Raw genomic sequence first — 17,560 nt, 5'->3', positions numbered from 1 at the left:
ATCAATGCGTCTGGCTTGCCTTTATACTACCGCGCGTTTGTTTATAAACTGCCCAAATGACACTAAATGGGAAATCTCCAGTGAAGTTCGTAAAGTATTTATTGATCCTTGCAGTATGTTGCATCCTGCTGGGAGCAGGCTCGATTTATGGCCTTTATCGCTATATTGAGCCACAGCTACCTGACGTCGCGACATTGAAAGATGTGCGTTTGCAAATTCCGATGCAGGTTTACAGCGCGGATGGCGAACTTATCGCGCAATATGGCGAAAAACGCCGTATTCCCGTTACGCTCGATCAAATTCCGCCGGAAATGATCAACGCCTTTATCGCCACCGAAGATAGCCGCTTTTATGAGCATCACGGCATTGACCCGGTAGGTATTTTCCGCGCGGCCAGCGTCGCGCTCTTCTCCGGTCACGCATCGCAGGGAGCAAGTACCATTACCCAGCAACTGGCGCGAAACTTCTTCCTTAGCCCCGAACGCACGCTGATGCGCAAGATCAAGGAAGCGTTTCTGGCGATTCGTATTGAGCAGTTGCTGAATAAAAATGAGATCCTCGAACTCTATCTGAACAAGATCTATCTCGGCTACCGCGCCTATGGCGTTGGCGCGGCGGCACAGGTCTACTTTGGTAAGACGGTCGACCAGCTTAGTCTAAGCGAAATGGCGGTTATCGCCGGACTACCTAAAGCGCCTTCTACCTTTAACCCGCTCTACTCGATGGATCGGGCGATAGCGCGCCGTAACGTAGTGCTTTCGCGAATGTTAAGCGAGGGATATATCACTCAGGCGCAGTACGATCAGGCACGTAGCGAACCTATCGACGCAAATTATCACGCGCCGGAAATCGCCTTCTCCGCGCCTTATCTGTCGGAAATGGTGCGCCAAGAAATGTATAACCGTTATGGCGAAAGCGCCTATGAAGATGGTTATCGTATTTACACGACCATCACCCGCAAAGTGCAGCAGGCCGCGCAACAGGCGGTGCGTAATAACGTGCTGGACTATGACATGCGCCACGGTTATCGCGGCCCGGCGAATGTGCTATGGAAAGTGGGCGAAACGGCGTGGGACAGTAAAAAAATTACCGATACGTTGAAAGCGTTGCCAACCTACGGACCGCTGCTTCCCGCCGTGGTCACCAGCGCTAATCCGCAAGAGGCGACCGCTGCGCTTGCCGACGGTACGTCCGTTTCGCTACATATGGAAGGAATGCGTTGGGCGCGGCCTTACCGCTCGGATACACAGCAGGGGCCGACGCCGCGTAAAGTTACCGATGTCGTCCAGACAGGTCAGCAAATCTGGGTTCGTCAGGTGGATAACGACTGGTGGCTGGCGCAGGTACCGGAAGTGAACTCCGCGCTGGTTTCGCTTAACCCGCAAACTGGCGCGGTACTGGCGCTGGTCGGCGGTTTCGATTTTAATCAGAGTAAATTTAACCGCGCGACGCAAGCTTTGCGTCAGGTGGGGTCGAACATCAAACCGTTCCTCTACACCGCCGCAATGGATAAAGGGCTGACGCTCGCCAGTATGCTCAACGATGTGCCGATTTCCCGCTGGGACGCCGGGGCAGGTTCAGACTGGCGTCCGAAAAACTCCCCGCCGCAGTACGCCGGACCGATTCGTTTACGCCAGGGGCTGGGGCAGTCGAAAAACGTGGTGATGGTACGCGCCATGCGCGCCATGGGCGTCGACTATGCGGCGGAGTATCTGCAACGCTTCGGCTTCCCGGCGCAGAATATCGTGCATACCGAATCGCTGGCGCTGGGCTCCGCCTCCTTCACGCCGATGCAGGTTGCGCGCGGTTATGCGGTGATGGCGAACGGCGGTTTCCTGATCGACCCGTATTTCATCAGCAAGATTGAGAACGATCAGGGCGGCGTGATCTTCGAAGCGAAACCGAAAATCGCCTGCCCGGAGTGCGATATCCCGGTCATTTACGGCAATACGCAGAAATCCGACGTGCTGGAAAACACCAATGTGGAAGAGGTCGCGGTTTCGCAAGAGCAGCAAAACAGCGCCGTACCGATGCCTGAGCTGGAACAGGCAAACCAGGCGCTGGTCGCGCAAAACGGCACGCAGGAGTACGCGCCGCATGTGATCAATACGCCGCTGGCGTTTCTGATCAAAAGCGCGCTGAACACCAATATCTTCGGCGAACCCGGCTGGATGGGTACCGGCTGGCGTGCGGCGCGCGACCTTAAACGTCGCGATATCGGCGGCAAAACCGGTACGACCAACAGCTCGAAAGACGCATGGTTCTCCGGCTATGGTCCTGGCGTCGTCACTTCCGTATGGATCGGCTTTGACGATCACCGCCGTGATTTAGGCCGCACCACCGCTTCCGGCGCGATCAAAGATCAAATCTCCGGCTATGAGGGCGGCGCGAAGAGCGCGCAACCTGCATGGGACGCCTATATGAAAGCCGTGCTGGAAGGCGTGCCGGAACAGCCGCTAACGCCGCCGCCGGGCATCGTCACGGTGAATATCGACCGCAGTACCGGACAACTGGCGAGCGGCGGTAACAGCCGTGAAGAGTATTTCATCGAAGGCACGCAGCCGACACAACAGGCGGTACACGAGGTGGGGACCACCATTATTGATAATGGTGAAACACACGAACTGTTCTGATCAAAAAAGGCGCTCCGGCGCCTTTTTTATTGTGTTTAGCGGATGACGGCGAACGGGGAGACGAACTTTCCGTTGGCTTGATCAACGCAGCGCCATCAGGCAATTCGGCCCTGCGCTTTCAACCACTCGCGTACCAGAAACAGCGCGCTGACGTTGCGGGCCTCGTTAAAATCGGGGTCTTCCAGCAGATCCATTAAATGCGCCAGCGGCCAGCGAACCTGCGGCAATGGCTCAGGCTCGTCGCCTTCCAGCGACTCCGGATAGAGATCTTCCGCCACCACGATATTCATTTTGCTGGAAAAATAAGAGGGCGCCATGCTGAGTTTTTTTAAGAAGGTCAGGTTATGCGCGCCAAACCCGACCTCTTCTTTGAGCTCCCGGTTCGCCGCTTCAAAAACGGTCTCACCCGGGTCGATCAATCCTTTCGAGAAGCCCAGCTCATAGGATTCGGTTCCCACCGCATACTCACGAATAAGAATCAGATGCTCATCAACGATCGGCACAATCATTACCGCCTCACGGGTTGATGGTCGCATACGTTCATACACGCGACGCACGCCGTTGCTGAACTCCAGATCCACGCTTTCTACGTTAAACAGTCGGGATTGTGCGACGGTTTCCACTTTCAGAATGGTGGGTTTTTGTAATGATTTGCTCATTGTGAGAATCTTTGCAGTGTAATCTGTGGTCATTGTGCGACATACCGCACGGTTTCGGCAATGCGAATTGCCGTTTATTTACATTTATGTAACGTAATAAAAATTAATTCTTATTTCAAATTAAAAGTCAATAGGTTGAAATAACTCCAGGAATTTGCTGATATTCCGTTTTTGGTGGTATTGCTATGATTTGCCTTCACTGGGATGCGCTTTACAATGCTCAAGTTCAACTCCACGCTTGCCGATAGCCAACCACAGAAAAATGTTTATTGGACAGGGTGCGACTGACCACGCCTGACAGACTTAGTAAGATGGGGAAAGCATGAGCACCATTCTGATTTTTATAGCTGCTTTGCTGGCCTGCTCTCTACTGGCAATATGGCGGTTCCGGGTAAAGTCCAGACGAGGAAGCTTACCGTGGATCAGCGCCTTTCAGGACGCGCAAACGCGTAAACTGTTGCCCGAAGAGCGCAGCGCGGTAGAAAACTATCTCGATAACCTTAGCCAGATCCAGCAAGTTCCGGGGCCGACAGGCGCCAGTGCTGCGCCCATCTCGCTGACGCTGAACGCGGAAAGCAACAGTGTCGTGATACTGACCCACTCCATCACCCGCTACGGCATTACCACTGACGATCCTAATAAATGGCGCTACTACCTCGACTCCGTCGAAGTCCATCTGCCGCCTTTCTGGGAACAGTACATCAATGATGAAAACAACGTTGAGCTAATCCTCACGGATACGCTGCCGCTGGTGATCTCTTTAAACGGCCATACGCTGCAAGAGTATATGCAGGAGTCGCGCGGCTACGCGCTACAGAATACGGCCTCTACGCAGGCGTCGATTCGCGGCGAAGAGAGCGAGCAGATTGAGCTGTTGAATATCCGTCAGGAGACCCACGAAGAATATGCGCTCAGCCGCCCGGCTGGCTTGCGCGAAGCGTTGTTAATCGTCGCCTCCTTTTTGTTATTCTTTTTCTGCCTGATAACGCCAGACGTTTTTGTACCGTGGATGATAGGCGGCGCGATCCTGCTGCTGGCAGCCGGACTTTGGGGGCTTTTTGCGCCGCCGTCGAAAAGCGCGCTGCGGGAAATTCACTGTCTGCGGGGAACGCCCCGCCGCTGGGGACTGTTTGGGGAGAATAATCAGGAGCAGATTAACAATATTTCGCTGGGCATCATCGACCTTATTTACCCTGCCCACTGGCAACCCTACATTACGCAGGATCTTGGGCAACAAACGGATATTGATATTTACCTTGATCGCCATGTCGCGCGCCAGGGCCGGTTTTTATCCCTGCATGATGAAGTGAAAAACTTCCCGTTGCAGCACTGGTTACGCAGCACTGTTATTGCTATCGGTTCGCTGCTGGTGTTGTTTATGCTGCTGTTCTGGATCCCGCTGGATATGCCAATCAAGTTCACGCTATCGTGGATGAAAGGCGCGCAAACCATTGAAGCGACAACGGTAAAACAGCTTGAAAAAGCTGGCGTGCGGGTGGGCGATACGCTGCACCTGAGCGGTAAAGGAATGTGTAATATTCATTCCGGCGCGACCTGGAGCGGCCAGTCTAACTCACCGTTTATGCCGTTCGATTGCTCGCAAATCATCTGGAATGACGCGCCTGCGCTACCGCTGCCGGAATCAGACCTGGTGAATAAAGCGATGGCGCTAAGCCAGGCGGTAAATCGTCAGCTCCATCCAAAACCCGAAGACGACTCGCGCGTCAGCGCATCTTTACGCTCCGCGATCCAAAAATCGGGCATGGTATTATTAGATGACTTTGGCGATATTGTTCTGAAAACTGCTGATTTGTGCGCGGCGGAAGACGAGTGCGTGCGTCTGAAAAATGCGCTGGTTAATCTCGGTAACAGTAAGGACTGGAACGCGCTGGTGAAACGCGCGAACGCCGGCAAACTGGACGGCGTCAACGTGCTGCTACGCCCCGTAAGCGCAGAGTCGCTGGAAAATCTGGTCACGACCTCAACGGCGCCGTTTATTTCTCGCGAGACCGCGCGTGCCGCCCAGTCGCTGAATAGTCCCGCTCCCGGCGGATTCCTGATTGCCAGCGATGAAGGCAGCGAACTGGTTGATCAGGCCTGGCCGTCAACGCCGCTGTATGACTATCCCGCGCAGGAACAGTGGAGCGCCTTCCAGCGTCTGGCGCAAACGCTCATGCAGACGCCATTTAGCGCCGAGGGCATTGTCACCAGCGTGTATACCGATGCCAACGGTACGCAGCATATCAGCCTGCATCGTATCCCCGATAAATCCGGCTGGTGGCGTTACCTCGGCACCACGCTGCTGATGCTGGCAATGATAGTGAGCGCGGTCTACAACGGCATTCAGGCGTTCAGACGTTATCAACGCCACCGTACCCGTATGGCGGACATCCAGGAATACTATGAAAGCTGCCTCAATCCCAGGTTAACCGTCTCTCCGGAAAATCTCATCTGATAGCGCCGCCGTGCGACAGGGTATGCTACCCTGTCGCGCAAATTGCGTTACCCTGGAGTTCCCCATGCATATTGATATTGACTGGCAAAACGTGGATACCGTTTTGCTGGATATGGACGGCACGCTGCTCGATCTCGCGTTCGATAACTATTTCTGGCAAAAGCTGGTACCGGAAACCTACGGCGCGCAGCAGGGTATTTCGCCGCAGGACGCGCAGGAATATATTCGTCAGCAGTATCATGCCGTACAGCATACGCTAAACTGGTACTGTCTGGATTACTGGAGCGAGCGTCTGGGTCTGGATATTTGCGCCATGACGACGGCGCAAGGGCCGCGCGCCGTTTTGCGCGACGATACCGTACCGTTTCTGAATGCGTTAAAAGCCAGCGGAAAACGTCGGATTCTGCTCACCAATGCGCATCCACATAACCTGGCGGTGAAGCTGGAGCATACCGGTCTGGCCTCACACCTTGATTTATTACTTTCCACCCACACATTTGGTTATCCCAAAGAGGATCAGCGGTTATGGCGCGCTGTCACTGAGGAAACGGGAATAAGCGCAGAGAAAACGCTGTTTATCGATGACAGCGAACCGATTCTCGACGCCGCCGCCCGGTTTGGTATTCGCTACTGTCTTGGCGTGACGAATCCTGATTCCGGCCTGGCAGAAAAGCACTATACGCGCCATCCGTCCCTGAACGACTACCGCCGTCTGATCCCCTCGCTGATGTGAAGGAGACGCCATGAAAGAAAAGTCCTCCGTTGAGGTCAGACTGGATAAATGGCTGTGGGCCGCGCGTTTTTATAAAACCCGCGCGCTGGCCCGCGAGATGATTGAAGGCGGTAAGGTGCATTACAACGGCCAGCGCAGTAAGCCGAGCAAAATCGTCGAGCTGAACGCAACCCTTACCCTGCGTCAGGGAAATGACGAACGGACGGTGATCGTTAAAGCCATCACCGAACAGCGCCGTCCGGCCAGCGAAGCCGCCGCTCTGTATGAAGAGACGGCGGAAAGCGTGGAAAAACGCGAAAAAATGGCGCAGGCGCGCAAGCTTAACGCCCTGACCATGCCGCATCCGGACAGGCGACCGGACAAGAAAGAGCGCCGCGACCTGTTACGATTTAAACACGGCGACAGCGAATAACTGTCACCCGCAAGAGAGATGATTATGCCGCAACATGACCAATTACATCGTTATCTGTTTGAAAACTTTGCCGTTCGCGGCGAGCTGGTGACCGTTTCGGAAACCTTGCAACAGATCCTCGACAATCATACCTACCCGCAGCCGGTGAAAACCGTACTGGCCGAACTGCTGGTCGCCACTAGCCTGCTGACCGCGACGCTGAAGTTTGCCGGTGACATTACGGTACAGCTCCAGGGCGACGGGCCGTTAAGCCTGGCGGTGATCAATGGCAATAATCAGCAGCAGATGCGCGGCGTGGCTCGCGTTCAGGGCGACATCCCTGACAATGCGGATCTCAAAACGCTGGTTGGCAACGGCTATCTGGTGATCACCATTACGCCGGAAGAGGGTGAACGCTATCAGGGCGTGGTGGGTCTGGAAGGCGATACTCTGGCGGCGTGCCTGGAAGATTACTTCCTGCGCTCCGAGCAGTTGCCGACGCGCCTGTTTATCCGTACCGGCGATGTCGACGGTAAACCGGCGGCAGGTGGAATGTTGCTCCAGGTGATGCCGGCACAGAACGCGCAGGCGGAGGATTTCGACCATCTGGCTATGTTGACGGAAACCATTAAAAGCGAAGAGCTGCTGACGTTACCGGCAAATGACGTGCTGTGGCGTTTGTATCACGAAGAAGAAGTCACGCTCTACGATCCGCAAGATGTTGAGTTCAAATGCACCTGTTCACGCGAACGTTGCGCGGGCGCGCTGAAAACATTGCCGGATGAAGAAGTGGACAACATTCTGGCGGAAGAAGGCGAAATCGATATGCACTGCGATTACTGCGGCAATCATTACCTGTTCAATGCGATGGATATCGCGGAGATCCGTAACAACGCCTCTCCTGCCGATCCACAGGTTCATTAATCGCCTTTCAGTCGACAACATCATTGCCTGATGGCGCTGCGCTTATCTGGCCTACAGCATCCCGCTCCGTAGGCCGGATAAGGCATTTATGCCGCCATCCGGCAAAAAGTTTACTCGTTGTAGTAATCCACATCCAACCGCTGACCATCAACAATGATATCGCGCCAGGCTTTGGGGGCTGAGTCTAACCGATGCCCGGCAATCGCGTGCAACAGTTGCGTCTTAGAAAACCCGTCCGGCAATCGGGCGAACGCTTTCTGCGTCCATTTCCCCTCTTTTAAGCCGTAGACCTGGCTCTCGGCAACAATAAAGTTATACAGCACCTGCTCAGGCTGACCGTCGCCGTTAAGATCCTGACTCACCAGCACGCAGGCATCCGGTTCAAGGCAGGAATCGTCCGAATAACTCTGCCCTTTGACAAACGCCCAAAATGCGGCATCCGGCTTCTGGCTACCGGGCGCAATCATCACCACCCGCGCTAAATCGTCCGCCGTCGGAGAGACCTTATTTCTCTGCAAAAACGTCATCAGTTCACGATTGCGCTTTCTGTTCTGCGTAAACGCCTCGTCATCCCGCAACGATTTCAGCGCTTCCTGGCCAGGTTTGCCGCTGTGATCCAGCATATACAGGCTGATCTGATCCGCAGTAATTTTACCGCTATGGTAACGCGCCATATGGCTGTTGACGCTAATACGCCAGACATCAAGTACAGGCGAGGCCAGCAACAGCAATATCACCAGCGTCAACAAAGAGACGCTCAGTATCACCTTGCCTTGCCACTCATCAGGGTCGCGTCCGCGGCGTAACAGACCGATCAGATAACCGAAGGACCATACCAGCAAGACAGACGCCGTCAGCGCGCCATACAGGCGATCCGGCGTCCAGCCGTATTGCTGAATGCGTACCCATAACGCCCAGCCCGCCAGCAGCATATATATCGGGGCAACGCACAGCGAGGCGCTAATCATGCCGCGTAGTACGCGCGGATAGGGTAATACGCGCTTTTGCGGTTCGTTGACAATCGCCACGAGGAGCAGCAGCATCAGCGTCAGCGTGGATAGCAGCCCCGCAGCGGAAACACGCGCAGAAATCGCCTCCAGTCCGGTAAAGGGTAACGTCACAATAAACAGCAATGCCAGCAGCGACACCACCGGCAGTAAACCTGTCGCGATCAGCGTCAACAGCTTTTGCACCGCCGCCACAAGGCGCGACTGCGTGCGGGCGAGAATGACCGCCAGCGCCGTAATCAGGCCGATGGTCACATAAATAAAGGCTTCAGTTTCAAAGAAAAGGGTGCTGAAAAAGCGGATGCCCACCAGCCTGAATAGCGCGCTCCAGAGCAGGAGAACCAGCCAGAACAGTCCGTTAGCGACCAGGACGATAAACAATGTCAGTACGTTATGCCATAACCGCAGATAAAACTGGGGATAACGCGCCGAACCGGTTTGCGAATGTAACTGATATTGCATCCAGGGTAAGACCAGCATCGCCATCAACACAAGCCGGAGACCATACAGCCAGAGGAGCTCGGCCAGGCGCCATTTCTCCACCGCCTCAACCTGCCATTTCAGCCAGCCGCTCATTGCCAGCACGACCACAAAGATCAGCCCCAGCCAGCCCCACAGCGCGCGCTGTTTAAAAGAGACCACGGTAAGCAATAGCATTGACGACAACGCTATCGTCGCAGGCATACCATAGAACAGCCAGTCGCTATTTTGTGGTACCAGCCAGGCCATCAGCAGGTAGCACAAGACGCCCTGCAGCAAACCGGTGAGCAACATCCCCCAGCGAGTAGTACGTGAAAGCGCTACACTTTCCATGTCGTTATCCAGAATGATGAGAAAGCCGCATTATTGCATCATCTGTTCACCGCCAGGCGTCGTCATGCATAATTCAGAAAAAAACGCAGAGAGGTGAATCGATATTGTTAATGTTGGTGTTACGTAACTTTCTTACATGAATGCGATTACAGTCACATTATGTCGGTCAAAAACACTTCCTTTTAACGTTTTCAGAACATTTTCCACAACAAAAGTAGGTTTCCTGCCATAATAACCGCCGCTGCGTGACAGGAGTCACAGTGTTTTTCGTCAATCGTGATTTTGTCCAGATACGTAAATCTATGAGCCTTGTCGCGGTTAACCAACCTCAAAAAACCTTACTATTTTCGGTAATATATATTGGCTAAGGAGCAGTGATATGCGCGTTAACAATTTAACCCCGCAAGATCTCAAGGCTTATGGTATCAACGACGTCCAGGATATCGTTTACAATCCCAGCTACGACACCCTTTACCAGGAAGAACTTAATCCTGGTCTGGAAGGCTATGAGCGTGGCGTGTTAACTAACCTGGGCGCTGTTGCCGTTGATACCGGTATTTTTACCGGTCGTTCGCCTAAGGATAAGTACATTGTTCGCGACGACACCACGCGTGATACGCTGTGGTGGTCCGATAAGGGTAAAGGTAAAAACGATAATAAGCCGCTTTCCCAGGAAACCTGGCAACACCTGAAAGGTCTGGTGACGCATCAGCTTTCCGGTAAACGCTTATTCATTGTTGATGCGTTCTGCGGCGCAAATGCCGATACGCGTCTTTCCGTGCGCTTTATTACGGAAGTCGCCTGGCAGGCCCACTTCGTTAAAAATATGTTCATTCGCCCAACGGACGAAGAGCTGGTAGGCTTCAAACCTGACTTTATTGTCATGAACGGCGCGAAGTGCACCAACCCGCAGTGGAAAGAGCAAGGGCTGAACTCGGAAAACTTCGTGGCGTTCAACCTGACTGAACGTATTCAGCTTATTGGCGGCACCTGGTACGGCGGCGAAATGAAAAAAGGGATGTTCTCGGTAATGAACTACCTGCTGCCGCTCAAAGGTATCGCCTCAATGCACTGTTCCGCCAACGTGGGTGAAAAAGGCGATGTCGCGGTCTTCTTCGGCCTTTCCGGTACCGGAAAAACCACTCTGTCCACCGACCCGAAACGTCGTCTGATTGGCGATGATGAGCACGGTTGGGATGACGACGGCGTGTTCAACTTTGAAGGCGGCTGCTACGCCAAAACCATCAAACTGTCGAAAGAAGCGGAGCCAGAAATTTATCATGCGATTCGCCGTGATGCGTTGCTGGAAAACGTCACCGTGCGCGAAGACGGCACCGTTGATTTCGACGATGGTTCCAAAACCGAAAACACCCGCGTCTCTTACCCGATCTATCATATCGATAACATCGTTAAGCCCGTGTCCAAAGCAGGTCACGCCACCAAGGTTATCTTCCTGACGGCGGATGCTTTCGGCGTGCTGCCGCCGGTTTCCCGTTTAACCGCTAACCAGACGCAGTACCACTTCCTGTCGGGTTTCACCGCTAAACTGGCCGGCACCGAACGCGGCGTCACCGAACCGACCCCCACCTTCTCCGCCTGCTTCGGCGCCGCGTTCCTGACGCTGCACCCGACGCAGTATGCTGAGGTGCTGGTGAAACGTATGCAGGCAGCAGGCGCGCAGGCTTATCTGGTTAACACCGGCTGGAATGGCACCGGCAAACGTATCTCCATCAAAGATACGCGCGCGATTATCGACGCCATTCTGAACGGTTCTCTTGATAACGCGGAAACCTTCCGTCTGCCGCTGTTCGATCTGGCGATCCCGACTGAACTGCCAGGCGTGGATACCCACATTCTCGACCCGCGTAACACCTACGCGTCGCCGGAACAATGGCAGGAAAAAGCCACCGCGCTGGCGAAACTGTTCATTGAGAACTTCGAGAAGTATACGGATACCCCGGCAGGCGAAGCGCTAGTTAGCGCCGGACCGAAGCTGTAAGGAACAGGCCGGATGGCGGCTTTGAACAGCGTCATCCAGCGTTAAGAAGAAAGGGAGGGTAATACCTCCCTTTCTTATGCCTCTTTTGTCGTCCCCTGGACGCGAGCCACAGGAACCGGTAGCCAGGCGCGAATCGACAATCCGCCACGCTCGCTGGTGCCAATCTCCAGCATCCCGTTATGGTTATCGATAATGCGCTGCACAATCGCCAGCCCCAGCCCTGTGCCGCTGGTGCTACGGGCGCTGTCGCCACGCACGAAAGGCTGGAACAGATGTTTACGCTGCTCCGGCTTAATGCCCGGCCCGTCATCTTCTACCTGGAACCAGGCGCGATGCGACTCGGTGCCGCTGCTGACCTTAATCCAGCCGTTGCCATAGCGGGCAGCATTGACCACCATATTCGCCACCGCGCGCTTAATCGAGAGCGGGTGCATTTTCACCTGGATGCTGCCTGCCTGAAGCGCAGTGTTAATCTCACGCTCATAGCCGCTTTCCGCCGCAATCACCTCGCCCAGCACGGAATTGAGATCCGCCATCTCCATTGGCATTTCCTGACCGGTACGCAGATAGTCAATAAACTGTTCGATAATGGCGTTACACTCTTCGATGTCTTTATTGATCGACTCCGCGAGATAACCGTCTTCCTCGCCCATCATCTCCGTCGCCAGACGAATACGGGTCAGCGGCGTGCGCAAGTCGTGGCTGACGCCCGCCATCAATAGCGTACGGTCATCGGCCAATTGCTTCACGCCGGCTGCCATATGGTTAAACGCCCGGGTCACAGAGCGCACCTCAGAGGCGCCATATTCACGCAGCGGCGGCGGAATAATTCCCTTCCCTACCTGCAAGGCGGCATGTTCAAGATCCACTAACGGCCGGTTCTGTATACGAATAAACAGCCACGCGCCGCCTATCGCCAGGAGCATGATCGCCAGCGTGTAACGGAAAAGCGGAGAAAAATCGCCCTGATGAATCTCGGTCAGCGGCACGCGCACCCAGATATTGGGCGACAGCCAGGTTTTGAGCCACACGACGGGCGAGCTTTTGTTGACCTCAACGCGCACTTCCGTCGGGCCGCCTAATTGCTGCGCCATCTGGTGGCTTAAGAATTCGTAGTGTTGCGCCCAACGCAGCCCGGCCTCTTCGGCGGCTTCGTTGGTGTAGAGAGAGATTCCCAGCTCGCGATAGATTTCCCGGCGAAACGCAGGCGGCACGACTAACTGCGTGCCGTCCTCCAGTTGCAGCTTATCGGTCATCAGCATACGGACTTCGTAAGCCAGAACCTTATTAAACTGCTGGAGGCTCGGCAAAATCGCGAAGTTCAGCACCACCAGGTAGGTCGTCACCAGGCTGACGAACAGCAAGGTGACGATGAGCAACAGCGTGCGGGCAAATGAACTTCGCGGCGAGAAGCGCATTCGCCTCATGCTTTAGAACCGTCCGGTACGAAGACGTAGCCCAGGCCCCATACGGTCTGAATATAACGCGGATGTGCCGGATCTTCTTCCACCATACGGCGCAGGCGGGAGATCTGGACGTCGATGGAGCGTTCCATCGCGGAATACTCGCGACCACGGGCCAGATTCATCAGCTTGTCGCGAGAGAGCGGCTCGCGCGGATGGCTGACTAACGCTTTCAGTACCGCAAACTCCCCGCTGGTCAGCGGCATCGGTTCATCTTCACGGAACATCTCGCGCGTACCGAGGTTCAGTTTAAACTTACCGAACGCGATAACGGCCTCTTCCTGCGACGGCGCGCCGGGCAGTTCGTTTGCCTGACGACGTAGCACGGCGCGGATACGCGCCAACAGCTCGCGCGGGTTAAACGGTTTAGGAATGTAGTCATCGGCGCCGATTTCCAGCCCGACGATACGGTCAACTTCTTCACCCTTCGCCGTGACCATAATGATCGGCATTGGATTACTTTGACTACGCAGGCGACGACAAATCGACAGACCATCTTCACCTGGCAGCATTAAATCCAGTACCATGAGATGGAAAGATTCACGGGTCAGCAGACGATCCATCTGCTCGGCGTTAGCGACGCTTCGAACCTGGAAGCCCTGCTCGGTCAGATAACGTTCCAGTAGCGCCCGCAGACGCATATCGTCATCAACCACCAGAATCTTATAATTCTCTTGCATTGTCTGTACTCCCAAAGGTTCGCAACAAATGTAAGTGTGTATTCTTAAAAAAGCTCACGTGAGTCACCAGCAAATTCTGGTATGAATTTCAGGCTAAATTGTTACAAAGCATATTTAACAGCAGCTTAAATATACAATTAATCGGCAACCCCATTATTTATTCTGTCGGGACGATCACGTTATACCCCGTGTGCGCAATATCGACAGCAAAGGTAAATCAACGAGATGAAAACGCCCCTGATCACCCGCGAAGGGTACGAAACACTCAAACAAGAGCTCAATTATCTCTGGCGTGAAGAGCGCCCGGAGGTCACCAAAAAAGTGACCTGGGCTGCGAGTCTGGGCGACCGCAGCGAGAATGCCGACTATCAGTATAATAAAAAGCGCCTGCGTGAGATCGACAGACGCGTCAGATATCTGACCAAATGCATGGAAAATCTCAAAATCGTGGATTATTCCCCGCAGCAGGAGGGCAAAGTCTTCTTCGGCGCCTGGGTGGAAATTGAAAATGATGACGGCGATACGCTGAAGTTCCGCATTGTCGGCTACGATGAAATTTTCGGACGTAAGGATTACATCTCTATCGACTCGCCGATGGCGCGGGCGCTACTGAAAAAAGAAGTGGGCGATCTGGCGGTGGTCAACACCCCTGTCGGCGAAGCAAACTGGTACGTCAATGCGATCGAATACGTCAAATAAGACAAGAAGAATCCTAAGCCCCCGCTGATGGCTGGCATTTTTGCCAGCCAATCCGTATAACTATCCCCTGATTTTTATCCTGAAGACGAAGCTAACCCATGATGAATGATTCTTTCTGCCGCATTATTGCGGGTGAAATCCAGGCAAATGCCGGGCAGGTTGAAGCTGCCGTTCGCCTGCTTGACGAAGGGAACACCGTGCCGTTTATCGCACGTTATCGTAAAGAAATCACCGGCGGTCTGGATGACACGCAGTTGCGTAACCTGGAAACGCGTCTGGGCTATCTGCGTGAGCTGGAAGACAGGCGTCAGGCCATCCTCAAGTCCATTTCCGAACAAGGCAAACTGACCGATGAGCTGGCTGGCGCCATCAACGCTACGTTAAGTAAGACCGAGCTCGAAGACCTCTACCTGCCCTATAAACCTAAACGCCGCACCCGTGGACAAATCGCCATTGAAGCCGGCCTTGAGCCGCTGGCCGATCTGCTCTGGAACGAGCCGTCCCACGATCCTGACGTGGAAGCGGCAAAGTACATTGATGGCGACAAAGGCGTGGCGGACACGAAAGCCGCGCTCGACGGCGCACGCTACATTCTGATGGAGCGCTTTGCCGAAGACGCCGCATTGCTGGCGAAAGTGCGTGATTACCTGTGGAAGAACGCCCATCTGGTCGCCACCGTCGTGAGCGGCAAAGAGGAAGAAGGGGCAAAATTCCGCGACTATTTCGACCATCATGAGCCCATTGCTAACGTCCCGTCTCACCGTGCGCTGGCCATGTTCCGTGGTCGTAACGAAGGCATTCTGCAACTTTCGCTCAATGCCGACCCACAGTTTGATGAGCCGCCAAAAGAAAGCTACTGCGAGCAAATCATCATGGACCATCTCGGCCTGCGGCTGAATAACGCCCCGGCGGATAGCTGGCGCAAAGGCGTAGTGAGCTGGACGTGGCGTATCAAAGTCTTAATGCACCTCGAAACCGAACTGATGGGCACCGTGCGCGAACGTGCGGAAGATGAAGCGATTAACGTGTTTGCCCGTAACCTGCACGACCTGCTGATGGCAGCCCCCGCAGGCCTGCGCGCCACGATGGGCCTTGATCCTGGCCTGCGTACCGGCGTAAAAGTCGCTGTCGTTGACGGCACCGGCAAGCTGGTGGCGACGGATACCATTTATCCGCATACCGGTCAGGCGGCCAAAGCGGCTACCATGATCGCCGCGCTGTGCGAAAAATACCACGTCGAACTGGTCGCGATTGGCAACGGTACGGCCTCGCGTGAAACCGAACGCTTCTATCTCGACGTACAGAAACAGTTCCCGAACGTGACGGCGCAGAAAGTGATCGTCAGCGAAGCGGGGGCGTCCGTGTATTCCGCTTCTGAGCTGGCGGCGCAGGAGTTTCCAGATCTCGACGTCTCCCTGCGCGGCGCGGTCTCTATCGCCCGTCGTCTGCAGGATCCGCTGGCGGAACTGGTGAAAATCGATCCGAAATCCATCGGCGTCGGCCAATATCAACACGATGTCAGCCAGACCCAGTTGGCCCGTAAACTGGATGCGGTGGTCGAAGACTGCGTAAACGCCGTCGGCGTCGATTTGAATACCGCCTCCGTGCCGCTGCTGACCCGCGTCGCGGGCCTAACGCGCATGATGGCGCAAAACATCGTCGCCTGGCGCGATGAGAACGGTCAGTTTCAGAACCGCCAGCAACTGTTGAAGGTGAGCCGTCTGGGGCCGAAAGCGTTTGAACAGTGCGCGGGCTTCCTGCGTATTAACCACGGCGATAACCCGCTGGATGCCTCCACCGTCCACCCGGAAGCCTATCCGGTTGTCGAACGCATTCTGGCGGCGACGCAGCAAGCGCTAAAAGATCTGATGGGCAACAGCAACGAATTGCGTCACCTCAAGGCCACTGATTTTACCGACGATAAATTCGGCGTGCCGACCGTGAGCGATATCATCAAAGAGCTGGAAAAACCGGGCCGCGACCCGCGTCCTGAATTTAAAACCGCGCAATTCGCCGATGGCGTCGAAACCATGAACGACCTGCTGCCGGGGATGATTCTGGAAGGGGCGGTCACTAACGTCACTAACTTCGGCGCGTTTGTCGATATCGGCGTTCATCAGGATGGCCTGGTCCACATCTCTTCCCTGTCGACTAAGTTCGTCGACGATCCACACACCGTGGTGAAAGCGGGCGATATTGTGAAGGTGAAAGTGCTGGAAGTGGATCTGCAACGTAAGCGTATTGCGCTGACAATGCGTCTGGACGAACAGCCCGGCGAAACCGCCGCTCGCCGCGGCGGCGGCGCCGATCGCGCTCAGGGCAACCGCCCGGCATCAAAAGCGGCGAAACCGCGCGGTCGTGACGCCCAGCCAGCCGGTAACAGCGCCATGATGGACGCGCTGGCTGCGGCAATGGGGAAAAAACGCTAATCGGGTAATACGCAGGCCGGGTTACTTCTTATCCGGCCTGCGATTTTGCAATACGTCCAACCCTTTCTTTTTTAATTAACAATTAAATCTTACCCATTAGAATCTGTTAATTAATTTCCTTCTGCTATCCGCACTATTAATTATCACTTTATTAACAGATGAAACCTTAATTAAACATTAAAAACGGTGAATATTTGCACATTAGGGGTATTTGCAAAAAGACAAATAAATGTTGAGCCATATCAACATCGGCGCAAATTATCGCTTATTTGTACATTCCGTCACATTTTAATCGTTGAAGATAGAAACCATTCTCATTATCATTGTGTTGTTGATTATTTACTCTTTCCTTCGTTGGCTAAACATCGGGTCTCCTGCCGCCCCCCTGAGCGCCGCATGAGGTATACATCCAGTTAGTAAGAAACAAGTAGGTCGTATGCAATTCACTCCTGACACTGCGTGGAAAATCACCGGCTTTGCGCGTGAAATCAGCCCGGCGTATCGTCAAAAACTGCTTTCGCTCGGCATGTTGCCCGGCTCTTCATTTAATGTCGTCCGCGTCGCGCCCTTAGGCGATCCGATCCATATCGAAACACGACGCGTGAGTCTGGTTTTGCGTAAAAAGGATTTGGCGTTAATAGAAGTGGAAGCGGTTTCCTGTTAATACAGTGAGTC

13 protein-coding genes are annotated in these 17,560 nt (G+C 54.4%); 9 read left to right on the top strand and 4 right to left on the bottom strand.

What is annotated here, in order from left to right; all coding sequences use genetic code 11:
• Positions 1 to 80 precede the first annotated feature (80 nt).
• Complete coding sequence (mrcA, locus tag J4650_RS15525) at positions 81 to 2,633, top strand: peptidoglycan glycosyltransferase/peptidoglycan DD-transpeptidase MrcA (RefSeq protein ID WP_000673808.1); 2,553 nt, start codon at positions 81 to 83, stop codon at positions 2,631 to 2,633.
• A 95-nt stretch (positions 2,634 to 2,728) separates the two neighbouring features.
• Here mrcA and nudE read toward each other — a convergent pair whose 3' ends face one another.
• Positions 2,729 to 3,292, bottom strand: a complete 564-nt coding sequence (gene nudE, locus J4650_RS15520) for an ADP compounds hydrolase NudE (protein ID WP_000045725.1) — start codon at positions 3,290 to 3,292, stop codon at positions 2,729 to 2,731.
• 322 nt (positions 3,293 to 3,614) lie between these two features.
• On the opposite strand from nudE, the gene igaA reads away from it, so the two are divergent.
• From igaA to hslO, 4 genes are all read left to right on the top strand, one after another.
• Positions 3,615 to 5,747 (top strand): intracellular growth attenuator protein IgaA, encoded by a 2,133-nt coding sequence (gene igaA / locus J4650_RS15515; RefSeq protein ID WP_000104092.1) that lies wholly within the window; start codon positions 3,615 to 3,617, stop codon positions 5,745 to 5,747.
• A gap of 64 nt (positions 5,748 to 5,811) precedes the next feature.
• Positions 5,812 to 6,480, top strand: coding sequence for a GMP/IMP nucleotidase (yrfG, locus tag J4650_RS15510; protein WP_001520508.1), 669 nt, complete (start codon positions 5,812 to 5,814; stop codon positions 6,478 to 6,480).
• Positions 6,481 to 6,490: 10 nt separating this feature from the next.
• A complete protein-coding gene (gene hslR, locus J4650_RS15505) occupies positions 6,491 to 6,892 on the top strand; it encodes a ribosome-associated heat shock protein Hsp15 (protein WP_000660719.1) in 402 nt (133 codons plus the stop codon).
• 24 nt (positions 6,893 to 6,916) lie between these two features.
• Positions 6,917 to 7,795: an Hsp33 family molecular chaperone HslO gene (hslO, locus tag J4650_RS15500; protein WP_023993869.1), complete on the top strand. Its 879-nt coding sequence runs from the start codon at positions 6,917 to 6,919 to the stop codon at positions 7,793 to 7,795.
• A gap of 110 nt (positions 7,796 to 7,905) precedes the next feature.
• Here the strand turns inward: hslO and J4650_RS15495 are convergent, their stop codons facing one another.
• Positions 7,906 to 9,615 (bottom strand): DUF4153 domain-containing protein, encoded by a 1,710-nt coding sequence (locus J4650_RS15495; RefSeq protein ID WP_023993868.1) that lies wholly within the window; start codon positions 9,613 to 9,615, stop codon positions 7,906 to 7,908.
• A gap of 379 nt (positions 9,616 to 9,994) precedes the next feature.
• Between J4650_RS15495 and pckA the strand changes: the two genes are divergently transcribed.
• Positions 9,995 to 11,614, top strand: a complete 1,620-nt coding sequence (gene pckA / locus J4650_RS15490) for a phosphoenolpyruvate carboxykinase (ATP) (RefSeq protein ID WP_001265689.1) — start codon at positions 9,995 to 9,997, stop codon at positions 11,612 to 11,614.
• Positions 11,615 to 11,688: 74 nt separating this feature from the next.
• On the opposite strand, the gene envZ is transcribed toward pckA, so the two are convergent.
• Together envZ and ompR are read right to left on the bottom strand one after the other, a co-directional pair.
• On the bottom strand, positions 11,689 to 13,041 hold the full coding sequence (envZ, locus tag J4650_RS15485) for a two-component system sensor histidine kinase EnvZ (protein WP_001253818.1): 1,353 nt from the start codon (positions 13,039 to 13,041) through the stop codon (positions 11,689 to 11,691).
• Positions 13,038 to 13,757, bottom strand: a complete 720-nt coding sequence (gene ompR, locus J4650_RS15480) for a two-component system response regulator OmpR (protein ID WP_001157751.1) — start codon at positions 13,755 to 13,757, stop codon at positions 13,038 to 13,040. The genes envZ and ompR overlap by 4 nt, the downstream gene beginning before the upstream one ends.
• A 225-nt stretch (positions 13,758 to 13,982) precedes the next feature.
• Between ompR and greB the strand changes: the two genes are divergently transcribed.
• From greB to feoA, 3 genes are all read left to right on the top strand, one after another.
• Positions 13,983 to 14,456 (top strand): transcription elongation factor GreB, encoded by a 474-nt coding sequence (gene greB, locus J4650_RS15475; protein ID WP_000856695.1) that lies wholly within the window; start codon positions 13,983 to 13,985, stop codon positions 14,454 to 14,456.
• A gap of 98 nt (positions 14,457 to 14,554) precedes the next feature.
• Complete coding sequence (locus J4650_RS15470) at positions 14,555 to 16,885, top strand: Tex family protein (RefSeq protein WP_023993867.1); 2,331 nt, start codon at positions 14,555 to 14,557, stop codon at positions 16,883 to 16,885.
• Between the two features lie 436 nt (positions 16,886 to 17,321).
• Entirely contained in the window at positions 17,322 to 17,549 is a 228-nt protein-coding gene (gene feoA / locus J4650_RS15465; RefSeq protein ID WP_001160955.1) for a ferrous iron transporter A, read from the top strand.
• Positions 17,550 to 17,560: the final 11 nt, after the last annotated feature.

Origin of the sequence: Salmonella sp. 32120201201600049SM (genome assembly GCF_017572835.1) — a bacterium.
In the GTDB taxonomy this organism is placed as follows: domain Bacteria; phylum Pseudomonadota; class Gammaproteobacteria; order Enterobacterales; family Enterobacteriaceae; genus Salmonella; species Salmonella enterica.
This window is presented reverse-complemented; position numbering and strand designations above follow the sequence as displayed.